The organism is Pseudomonas sp. Irchel 3E20 (assembly GCF_900187645.1).
In the GTDB taxonomy this organism is placed as follows: domain Bacteria; phylum Pseudomonadota; class Gammaproteobacteria; order Pseudomonadales; family Pseudomonadaceae; genus Aquipseudomonas.
In genome coordinates this window covers 511,126-521,526 of record NZ_FYEE01000003.1, presented here as the reverse complement: position 1 = coordinate 521,526, position 10,401 = coordinate 511,126, and the positions used below count along the sequence as shown (strand labels likewise).

The window sequence follows — 10,401 nt, the reverse complement described above, 5'->3', positions numbered from 1 at the left end:
CAGTTCGGCGATTACGGCGTAGGTGGGGTTGCTCATCGGGGGCGTCCTTGTGTGGCTGAGGGCGACGGACGCTCATCTACGGGAAAGGGATAGCGGTTCGCCTGAGCGCACAAATATGAGCATGGGGAAAGTGAAACCACATGTCGGACGGGGGCCATGCACGAGTAGGAGCAATCCGAAAATGCTCATGCTGCCCGTGGGGTGAGGGCAGGAGCCTGGAGCAGAGACAGAACGCCCACGGGGAACCTAAAATCAAAAGCCAAAAGCCCCGGCGTGTGAGCGCCGGGGCTTTTGGCTTTGTGGGCCGCGGTCAGTCTTTTTTGCGCTGCGCCCAGGCCACGGCCAGGCCGCTGAGGCAGATCACCGTGATGCCCACCACCGCGAAGCGGTCGGGGGTGTGGTCGAAAATCAGGTAGCCGTAGAGACCGGCGAAGAGGATCTGCCCATAGCTGAATGGCGCCAGCATGGCCGGGGCGGCGTGGCGAAAGGCCTGGGTCATGAGCATGTGGCCGAACATCCCGCAAGTGCCCAGGCCGATCATGAACAGGCCGTGAACCAGGGTCGGAGTGGTCCAGAAAAACGGCAGGATGGCCGTCATTATCAGGCTGTTGAGGATGCCGGTGAGGAAGTTGCTGGTGGTGGGGCTGTCAATGCCGCTGAGCATGCGCGTGAGCAGTTGGTAGAAACCAAAGCACAGGGCGGCGGCCAGGGGCAGGAGAATCGCCGGGGTGAACAGCGCCCCGCCCGGGCGCACCACGATCAACACGCCGATAAACCCAGCCAGCACCGCCAGCCATTGCGCCCGAGTCACCCGCTCGCCGAGTAAGGGCACCGAGAGCGCGGTGACCAGCAGCGGCGCGAGGAACACCACCGAGGTCGCTTCGGCCAGGGGGATGTAGCGCAGGCCCGTGGTGAACAGCAGGCTGACGCCGATCAGGCATAAGGCCCGCAGCAATTGCAGGCCCGGGCGCTTGGTGCGCACCACCGTGCTGAACCCGGTGCGTGGCACGAAGATCACCAGCATCAGCAGGGTGTGCACCACGTAGCGGATCCACACCACCATGACGATGGGGTAGAAGCCGGAAAGGTATTTGGAAAGGGTGTCGTGGCTGGAGAACAGGAACACCGCCGCCAGCATCAGGGCGATGGCTTTGATCGGCTGTTCGGCGCCCTTGAACAATGGCTTACTCACACTCATTCACAGACTCGCAACAAAATTCCTACAAAATACGTAGTTTGCTACCTATCAACCTAACAGCAGTCGCTATATAAAAGCAGCCCGTTGTTGCAGGGCGAGTGAATAATGCAGGGGCACTCGCCGGGGATATTGACACATGTTGATTCAATTGCGCAGGCTGGGGCTCAGGCGCAGCATGTCCAGGCCCGTCTCGACCCAGCGCTCGGCTTCGGCATGCAGCTGGAAGCTGTCAGGGGCCAGTAGCCATTCATAGAGGATGCCGTCGATATAGGCGTGCAAGGTGATGGCGGCGCGGGCAGTGTCCAGGTCGGCGGGCATCTGGCCACGGCTGACGGCATTGCGCAGGGCCAGTTCGATGTGCACGTTGCAGTCCAGGGCGGCCACGCGGCGCTGTTGGCGCAGGTCGCACATTTCATCGGTGAACTCGCACTTGTGGAACAAAATCTCATTGATGCGTCGAGTCTTGGGGTCCAGTGCAACTTGATGAAACAAATGAACCAGCAACTTGCGCATGCAGCCCAGAGGGTCCAATTCTTCTTCGCTCTCGCTCGCCCTGGCCATTTCGTCGAGGGGTTCGCGCAGGGTGTCCAGCATGGCCTGGACCAGGTCCGCCTTGTTGCTGAAGTGCCAGTAGATGGCACCGCGCGTCACCCCGGCGAGGGTGGCGATATCGGCCAATGTGGTACGGGCCACACCCCTTTCATAGAAGGCTTTCTCGGCAGCTTCGAGAATTTGGCTTCGGGTTTCCTGGGCTTCCTCTTTGGTACGACGGACCATGGCAATACAACCTCAATCAGGATGCAGCGGCGATGCGTGAAGGGCATCTGAATAAATGTGGGGCGACGTCTCTCGGGACGCGTCCCCCGGCCTACAATTGCTACCTTTAGCCCTGCTTTGTCAGCACTTTGGCAGTGGTGTCAAGGTGTTTACAAACAACCATGAACGTAAGTATATTCAATAGCAAGCTACTTATCCACCTAGCGCACTTGTCAGCCCTTTCCACATTTCTTGTGCGCACACGCGTACCTGACCCGAGGATCTTCATGCAATTCAAGCCAGCTGTTACCGCTCTGGTCACTGCCGTCGCCCTGGCATCGCTGCTCAGCGGATGTAAAAAGGAAGAAGCGGCCCCCGTCGCTCAAACCCCTCAGGTCGGTGTCGTCACCCTTCAACCCCAAGCCTTTACCCTGACCTCGGAACTCCCGGGGCGCACCACGGCGTACCGCATTGCGGAAGTACGCCCGCAAGTCAATGGCATCATTCTCAAGCGCCTGTTCAAGGAAGGTGGCGAGGTCAAGGTCGGCCAACAGCTGTACCAGATCGACCCGTCCGTGTACGAGGCCACCCTGAAAAGCGCCGAGGCGAACCTGCAATCGACCAAGTCGATCGCCGACCGCTACAAGCAACTGGTCGCCGAGCAAGCCGTCAGCCGCCAGGAGTTCGACACCGCCCAGGCCAACCGCCTGCAATCGGAAGCCGCCCTGCAAACCGCGCAGATCAACGTGCGCTACACCAAGGTGCTGGCGCCAATCTCCGGTCGCGTCGGCCGCTCCTCGGTGACCGAGGGCGCGCTGGTCAGCAGCGGCCAGGCCAACGCCATGGCCGTGATCCAGCAACTGGACCCGATCTACGTCGATGTCACCCAGTCCTCCGTGGAGCTCTTGGAGTTGCGCCGTGAGCTGGAAAGCGGCCGCCTGCAAAAGGCCGGCGACAACGCGGCCAAGGTCAAGCTGACCCTGGAAGACGGCAGCGAGTATCGCCTGGACGGCAAGTTAGAGTTCTCCGAAGTCTCGGTGGACGAAACCACCGGCTCCGTGACCCTGCGCGCCGTGTTCCCCAACCCCGACCACACATTGCTGCCGGGCATGTTCGTCCACGCGCAATTGCAGGCCGGCGTGAACACCGCCGCGATCCTTGCACCGCAGCAGGGCGTAACCCGCGACCTCAAGGGCACGCCGACCGCGCTGGTGGTCGGGCCCGACAACAAGGTTGAACTGCGCCAGCTCAAGGCCAGCCGCACCGTGGGCAGCCAATGGTTGGTCGAAGACGGCCTCAAGGCCGGCGATCGCCTGATTACCGAAGGCCTGCAGTACGTCAAGCCGGGCATCGAAGTCAAAGCCAGCGAGGCGACCAACGTGGCCAAGAGCCCCAAAGCCCCTGCGCAGCCAGCAGACACCGCTGCCGGCAGCAAAGGGGAATAAACCATGTCGAAATTCTTTATCGACCGTCCAATCTTCGCCTGGGTCATCGCCTTGGTGATTATGCTGGTCGGTGCCCTTTCGATCCTGAAACTGCCCATCAACCAGTACCCCAGCATTGCGCCGCCGGCCATCGCCATCTCCGTGACCTACCCGGGTGCGTCCGCGCAGACCGTGCAGGACACCGTGGTGCAGGTGATCGAGCAGCAGCTCAACGGGATCGACAACCTGCGTTATGTGTCCTCGGAAAGTAACTCCGACGGCAGCATGACCATCACCGCGACCTTCGAGCAGGGCACCAACTCCGACACCGCCCAGGTCCAGGTGCAGAACAAGCTGAACCTGGCCACACCGCTGTTGCCCCAGGAAGTACAGCAACAGGGCATCCGCGTGACCAAGGCAGTGAAGAACTTCCTGCTGGTGATTGGCGTGGTTTCCCAGGACGGCAGCATGTCCAAGGACGACCTGTCCAACTACATCGTGTCCAACATGCAGGACCCGATCTCGCGTACCGCGGGCGTGGGTGACTTCCAGGTGTTCGGTGCCCAGTACGCCATGCGTATCTGGCTCGACCCGGCCAAACTGAACAACTTCAACCTGACCCCCTCCGACGTGAAGACCGCCGTGGCGGCGCAAAACGTCCAGGTGTCGTCCGGGCAACTGGGCGGCCTGCCGGCCGTCGCCGGCCAGCAACTGAACGCCACCATCATCGGCAAGACCCGCCTGCAAACCGCCGAGCAGTTCAAGGCCATCCTGCTCAAGGTCAACAAGGATGGTTCGCAAGTGCGCCTCGGCGACGTCGCCGAAGTGGGCCTGGGCGGCGAAAACTACAGCATCAGCGCGCAGTTCAACGGTAAACCGGCCTCGGGCCTGGCGGTCAAACTGGCCAACGGCGCCAACGCCTTGGACACCGCCAAGGCACTGCGTACCACCATCGACGGCCTCAAGCCGTTCTTCCCGCAAGGGATGGAAGTGGTGTTCCCGTACGACACCACGCCTGTGGTGACCGAATCGATCAAGGGTGTGGTTGAAACCCTGGTCGAGGCGATCGTGCTGGTGTTCCTGGTGATGTTCCTGTTCCTGCAGAACTTCCGTGCCACGGTCATCACCACCATGACCGTGCCCGTGGTACTGCTGGGCACCTTCGGCATCCTCGCGGCGTTCGGTTTCAGCATCAACACCCTGACCATGTTCGGCATGGTGCTGGCCATCGGCTTGCTGGTGGACGATGCCATCGTAGTCGTCGAAAACGTCGAACGGGTGATGAGCGAGGAAGGCCTGTCACCCAAGGAAGCCACCAAGAAATCCATGGGCCAGATCCAGGGCGCCCTGATCGGTATTGCCCTGGTACTGTCGGCGGTACTGCTGCCGATGGCGTTTTTCAGCGGTTCCACCGGTGTGATCTACAAGCAGTTCTCGATCACCATCGTCTCGGCCATGGCCCTGTCGGTACTGGTCGCCCTGATCTTCACCCCGGCCCTGTGCGCCACCATGCTCAAGGCCATTCCCAAGGGCGAGCACGGCACGCCCAAGCGCGGCTTCTTCGGCTGGTTCAACCGCAACTTCGACCGTGGGGTACGCAGCTACGAGCGCGGCGTGGGCAACATGCTCAAGCACAAGGCGCCGTATTTGCTCGCGTACCTGGTGATCGTCGTCGGCATGGTCTGGCTGTTCACCCGCATCCCGACCGCGTTCCTGCCCGAGGAAGACCAGGGTGTACTGTTCGCCCAGGTGCAGACTCCGGCCGGCTCCAGCGCCGAGCGCACGCAAGTGGTGGTCGACGAAATGCGCGCCTACCTGCTCAAGGAAGAGTCCGCCGCCGTGGCTTCGGTGTTTACCGTGAACGGCTTCAACTTCGCCGGCCGCGGCCAGAGTTCGGGCATGGCCTTCATCATGCTCAAACCCTGGGATCAGCGTTCTGCGGAAAACAGCGTGTTCAACCTCGCCAACCGCGCCCAGCAGCACTTCTTCAGTTTCCGCGATGCCATGGTGTTCGCCTTCGCCCCGCCCGCGGTACTGGAGCTGGGTAACGCCACCGGTTTCGACGTGTTCCTGCAAGACCGCGCCGGTATCGGCCATGACAAGCTGATGGCCGCGCGCAATCAGTTTCTGGGCATGGCCGCCCAGAGCAAGGTGTTGTCCCAAGTCCGCCCTAACGGTCTGAACGACGAGCCGCAGTACCAACTGACCATCGATGACGAGCGCGCCAGTGCCCTGGGCGTTTCCCTGACTGACATCAACAGCACCCTGTCCATTGGCCTGGGCAGCAGCTATGTCAACGACTTCATCGACCGCGGTCGGGTGAAGAAGGTCTACATCCAGGGCCTGCCGGGCGCTCGCATGAGCCCCGAGGACATCAAGAAGTGGTACGTGCGCAACGCCAGCGGCACCATGGTTCCGTTCTCGGCCTTCGCCAAGGGCGAGTGGATCTACGGTGCACCGAAGCTATCGCGTTATAACGGCGTGGAAGCGATGGAAGTGCTCGGCGCCCCGGCGCCTGGCTACAGCACCGGTGAGGCGATGGCGGAAGTCGAAGCCCTGGCGGCGAAACTCCCGGCGGGGGTGGGCATCTCCTGGACGGGGCTGTCCTACGAGGAACGCTTGTCCGGCTCGCAAGCGCCGGCGCTGTATGCGTTGTCCCTGCTGATGGTGTTCCTGTGCCTGGCGGCGCTGTACGAAAGTTGGTCGATTCCAATCGCGGTCATGCTGGTGGTGCCCCTGGGGATCATCGGAGCGCTGCTGGCCACCAGCCTGCGCGGGCTATCCAATGACGTGTACTTCCAAGTGGGCTTGTTGACGACCATCGGCCTGGCGTCTAAAAACGCCATTCTGATCGTCGAGTTCGCCAAGGAACTGCACGAACAAGGGCGCAGCCTTACCGACGCGGCCATCGAGGCCTGCCGGATGCGACTGCGGCCGATCATCATGACTTCCCTGGCGTTTGTCCTGGGCGTGGTGCCCCTGGCGATCTCCACCGGCGCCGGCTCAGGCAGCCAACACGCCATCGGCACCGGCGTGATCGGCGGCATGATTACGGCCACCGTTCTGGCGATCTTCTGGGTCCCACTGTTCTTCGTCACTGTGTCTTCGATGGGCCGCCGCAAAAACGCGGACCAGGACGACGCACCTGTAACTCCTAAAGAGGCTGGCTAATGAGCAAGTCGCTACTCTCCCTGGCAGTCGCCGCATTCGTGCTCGGTGGCTGCTCGCTGATACCCGATTATCAGCAGCCCCAGGCGCCTGTCGCCGGGCAGTTCCCGCAAGGGCCGGCGTATTCGCCGGCCCAGGCTGCCAACACGGCCGCCGCCGAGCAGGGCTGGCGCCAGTTCTTCCACGACCCGGCGCTGCAGCAGTTGATCCAGACCGCCCTGCAGAACAACCGCGACCTGCGCGTCGCGGCCCTGAACATCGACGCCTACGCGGCCCAGTACCGCATCCAGCGCGCCGACCTGTTCCCGGCCGTGTCCGCCAACGGCAGCGGCAGCCGCCAACGCACGCCGGAGCGCCTGTCGCAGACCGGCGAGTCGGCCATCACCAGCCAATACTCAGCCACCGTGGGCGTCAGCGCCTATGAGCTGGACCTGTTCGGCCGCGTGCGCAGCCTCAGCGAGCAAGCGCTGCAAAGCTACTTCGCCACCGAAGAAGCCCGGCGCAGCACCCAGATCAGCCTGGTGGCCAGCGTGGCGAATGCCTACCTGACCTGGCAGGCCGACAAGGAGCTGCTCAAGCTGACCCAGGACACCCTGGCCGCATACGAAGAAAGCTACCGCCTCACCTCGCGCAGCAATGAAGTGGGCGTGGCCTCGGCCCTGGACCTGAGCCAGTCGCGCACCTCGGTGGAAAACGCCCGCGTACAACTGGCGCGCTACACCCGCCAGGTGGCCCAGGACGAAAACAGCCTGACCCTGCTGCTGGGCACCGGCCTACCGGACAACCTGGGCCAGGGCCAGCCGCTGTCGGCCGACCTGCTGAGCGAACTGCCAGCAGGCCTGCCGTCCGACCTGCTGCAACGTCGCCCGGACATCCTCGAAGCCGAGCGCAAGCTCAAGGCCGCCAACGCCAACATTGGCGCCGCGCGGGCCGCGTTCTTCCCCAGTATCAGCCTGACGGCCAATGCCGGCACGCTGAGCCCGGATCTGTCGGGGCTGTTCAAGGGCGGTTCGGGCACCTGGCTGTTCCAGCCGCAGATCAACCTGCCGATCTTCAACGCCGGCGCCCTGCGCGCCAGCCTAGATTACTCGAAAATCCAGAAAGACATCACCGTGGCGCAGTACGAGAAGTCCATCCAGACCGCCTTCCAGGAAGTCTCCGATGGCTTGGCTGCACGCCAGACCTTCAACCAGCAATTGCAGGCGCAACAGGACTTCGTCAACGCCAACCAGGACTACTACCGTCTGGCCGAGCGACGCTACCGCATCGGTGTGGACAGCAACCTGACGTTCCTCGACGCTCAACGCTCCCTGTTCAGCGCGCAACAAGCGCTGATTAGCGACCGTTTGGCGCAGCTGACCAGCGAAGTCAATCTGTACAAGGCTTTAGGTGGCGGCTGGAACGAACAGACCGGGGCCAACACCCCAGTGGCCGAAGAAGCACCGAAGCTCAAGCTGTTCTGATAACAACGCGCTCCGCCCCCATCCGCAGCCCCAAAAAGGCTGCGGTTTTTTTTGCCCGGCTGGCCGACGCCAGCACATCGCACAGCGCCGCCAGCACCTCTCCTAGGGGGCTTACCCCCTCTTTCGCCGCCCCAGCCAGCCCGCCGCACCGCCAAGCCCTGACAAGCACTACAGCGCACGCCCAAAACCGTCCTACCTGCTCAGCCTCCAACAAAGGCAGTACCACCAAAAAACCGGGGCGAAAAAAAACCCCAAACCGCGAGGCCTGGGGCTTTTTCATGTTTGGTGCACTCGACAGGATTCGAACCTGTGACCGCTCGGTTCGTAGCCGAGTACTCTATCCAGCTGAGCTACGAGTGCAATTTGTGTTTTTAGACCAGATCACAACTGGCTTGTAGCAAGTCACCTGCATTGCTGCAACTAACTCTTAAATGGTGCACTCGACAGGATTCGAACCTGTGACCGCTCGGTTCGTAGCCGAGTACTCTATCCAGCTGAGCTACGAGTGCATTTGTTGCCGCGCATTATAGGCCGTCAAATCTTTTTGTAAAGCTCTTTTTCTAGTAAATTCAACAACTTACAGAACAAGCCAGATTACAACGTACTAAAAAATAATGGCGGAGAACGGGGGATTCGAACCCCCGACACCCTTTTGAGGTGTACTCCCTTAGCAGGGGAGCGCCTTCGGCCACTCGGCCAGCTCTCCGCAACACGGGGCGTATATTAACCAGCTTTATCCCCGTTTGCAAACATAAAAAACGATAAAAATTAATGGCTTGGTTCTTCGTCCTTCTCTTTCTTGATCCGCAGGTAAATTTCCTCACGGTGAACCGCCACCTCTTTCGGGGCATTGACACCAATACGCACTTGATTGCCTTTGACACCGAGCACGGTCACAGTGATTTCGCCATCACCAATAATCAGGCTTTCTGCGCACCGACGAGTCAGAATCAGCATACCTTTCTCCTCACGCATTACATTTCAGGGACTACAGTCTGCAAAAAAAAGGCATTCGACCTACAACCAGAATGGTCGCAACCCTACACGCCTAAGTATTGACTAGCGCGAGCAAAAGAACAGGCCAGAGTCGCGCTATTCAAAAAAACAAAGGGCGCGGATCATCCGCGCCCTTTGGGGAAACGCATCACTCGCCCTGTCGGGCCGGTGCGTCCAGTTCGAAAGCCGTGTGCAGGGCGCGCACGGCCAGTTCCAGGTATTTCTCTTCGATCACCACGGAAACCTTGATTTCCGAGGTCGAAATCATCTGGATGTTGATAGTTTCCTTGGCCAGCGACTCGAACATGCGGCTGGCAACGCCCGCATGGGAACGCATGCCGACACCGACGATCGACACCTTGGCGATCTTGGTGTCGCCTACCACTTCACGGGCACCGATCTCGCGCGCAGTGTTCTCCAGCACGGTCTGGGCCGCCTGGTAGTCGTTGCGGTGCACGGTGAAGGTGAAGTCGGTGGTGTTATCGTGCGCCACGTTCTGCACGATCATATCGACTTCAATGTTCGCGGCGCTGATCGGGCCGAGAATCTTGAACGCCACGCCGGGGGTGTCTGGCACACCACGGATGGTCAGCTTGGCTTCATCACGATTGAACGCGATGCCGGAAATGATCGGCTGTTCCATGGATTCCTCTTCATCAATAGTAATGAGGGTGCCCGGACCCTCCTTGAAGCTGTGCAGTACGCGCAGCGGAACGTTGTACTTGCCGGCGAACTCCACCGCACGGATCTGCAGCACCTTGGAACCGAGGCTGGCCATTTCCAGCATCTCTTCGAAGGTGATCTTGTCCAGGCGCTGGGCCTGGGCCACCACCCGCGGATCGGTGGTGTAGACACCGTCCACATCGGTGTAGATCTGGCACTCGTCGGCCTTCAGGGCCGCCGCCAGCGCCACACCGGTGGTGTCGGAGCCGCCACGGCCCAGGGTGGTGATGTTGCCGTGCTCGTCAACACCCTGGAAACCGGCGACCACCACCACGCGACCCGCCTTGAGGTCACCACGGATCTTCTGGTCATCGATTTGCAGGATACGCGCTTTATTGTGCGCGCTATCGGTCAGGATCCGGACCTGGTTGCCGGTGTACGACACCGCCGGGATACCGCGCTTGATTAGCGCCATGGCCAGCAACGCGATGGTCACTTGCTCACCGGTGGAGACAATCACATCCAGCTCGCGGGGAACCGGTTGCTCCTCACCGCTGATCTGCTTGGCCAGATCGATCAGGCGATTGGTTTCGCCGCTCATCGCGGACAACACAACCACCAGGTCATCGCCGGCTTCGCGAAACTTCTTAACCTTGTCGGCGACCTGCTCGATTCTCTCGATAGTGCCGACCGAGGTGCCTCCAAATTTCTGTACGATCAAAGCCATTTCAAA

General features: G+C 61.1%; 7 protein-coding genes and 3 tRNA genes. 3 read left to right on the top strand and 7 right to left on the bottom strand.

What is annotated here, in order from left to right; translation table 11 throughout:
• Positions 1-310 precede the first annotated feature (310 nt).
• Both CKW13_RS08720 and emhR read right to left on the bottom strand, forming a co-directional pair.
• Positions 311-1,198: a DMT family transporter gene (locus CKW13_RS08720; RefSeq protein WP_095108180.1), complete on the bottom strand. Its 888-nt coding sequence runs from the start codon at positions 1,196-1,198 to the stop codon at positions 311-313.
• Positions 1,199-1,342: 144 nt separating this feature from the next.
• Positions 1,343-1,975: an efflux system transcriptional repressor EmhR gene (emhR, locus tag CKW13_RS08715; RefSeq protein WP_095108179.1), complete on the bottom strand. Its 633-nt coding sequence runs from the start codon at positions 1,973-1,975 to the stop codon at positions 1,343-1,345.
• 266 nt (positions 1,976-2,241) lie between these two features.
• Between emhR and emhA the strand changes: the two genes are divergently transcribed.
• The 3 genes from emhA to adeC are packed head-to-tail and all read left to right on the top strand — an operon-like array spanning position 2,242 to position 8,009.
• Entirely contained in the window at positions 2,242-3,399 is a 1,158-nt protein-coding gene (emhA, locus tag CKW13_RS08710) for an efflux RND transporter periplasmic adaptor subunit EmhA (protein ID WP_141233956.1), read from the top strand.
• 3 nt (positions 3,400-3,402) lie between these two features.
• Positions 3,403-6,549, top strand: coding sequence for an efflux RND transporter permease subunit EmhB (gene emhB / locus CKW13_RS08705; RefSeq protein WP_095108177.1), 3,147 nt, complete (start codon positions 3,403-3,405; stop codon positions 6,547-6,549).
• Positions 6,549-8,009, top strand: coding sequence for an AdeC/AdeK/OprM family multidrug efflux complex outer membrane factor (gene adeC, locus CKW13_RS08700; protein WP_095108176.1), 1,461 nt, complete (start codon positions 6,549-6,551; stop codon positions 8,007-8,009). Before emhB ends, adeC begins: the two co-directional genes overlap by 1 nt.
• 283 nt (positions 8,010-8,292) lie before the next feature.
• On the opposite strand, the gene CKW13_RS08690 is transcribed toward adeC, so the two are convergent.
• The 5 genes from CKW13_RS08690 to CKW13_RS08670 all read right to left on the bottom strand — a co-directional run bounded on the left by CKW13_RS08690 (position 8,293) and on the right by CKW13_RS08670 (position 10,395).
• Positions 8,293-8,369 (bottom strand) — tRNA-Arg (locus CKW13_RS08690).
• Positions 8,370-8,441: 72 nt separating this feature from the next.
• Positions 8,442-8,518: transfer RNA gene (locus CKW13_RS08685), tRNA-Arg, on the bottom strand.
• A gap of 106 nt (positions 8,519-8,624) precedes the next feature.
• Positions 8,625-8,715, bottom strand: a tRNA-Ser gene (locus tag CKW13_RS08680).
• 62 nt (positions 8,716-8,777) lie between these two features.
• Positions 8,778-8,966: a carbon storage regulator CsrA gene (gene csrA / locus CKW13_RS08675; RefSeq protein WP_002554426.1), complete on the bottom strand. Its 189-nt coding sequence runs from the start codon at positions 8,964-8,966 to the stop codon at positions 8,778-8,780.
• 187 nt (positions 8,967-9,153) lie between these two features.
• Positions 9,154-10,395, bottom strand: coding sequence for an aspartate kinase (locus CKW13_RS08670; RefSeq protein WP_095108174.1), 1,242 nt, complete (start codon positions 10,393-10,395; stop codon positions 9,154-9,156).
• Positions 10,396-10,401 lie beyond the last annotated feature (6 nt).

Coding starts and splice junctions, on each gene's coding strand:
- CKW13_RS08720 (WP_095108180.1), bottom strand. CDS start 1,198: ATGAGTGTGAGTAAGCCATTGTTCAAGGGCGCCGAACAGCCGATCAAA.
- emhR (WP_095108179.1), bottom strand. CDS start 1,975: ATGGTCCGTCGTACCAAAGAGGAAGCCCAGGAAACCCGAAGCCAAATT.
- emhA (WP_141233956.1), top strand. CDS start 2,242: ATGCAATTCAAGCCAGCTGTTACCGCTCTGGTCACTGCCGTCGCCCTG.
- emhB (WP_095108177.1), top strand. CDS start 3,403: ATGTCGAAATTCTTTATCGACCGTCCAATCTTCGCCTGGGTCATCGCC.
- adeC (WP_095108176.1), top strand. CDS start 6,549: ATGAGCAAGTCGCTACTCTCCCTGGCAGTCGCCGCATTCGTGCTCGGT.
- csrA (WP_002554426.1), bottom strand. CDS start 8,966: ATGCTGATTCTGACTCGTCGGTGCGCAGAAAGCCTGATTATTGGTGAT.
- CKW13_RS08670 (WP_095108174.1), bottom strand. CDS start 10,395: ATGGCTTTGATCGTACAGAAATTTGGAGGCACCTCGGTCGGCACTATC.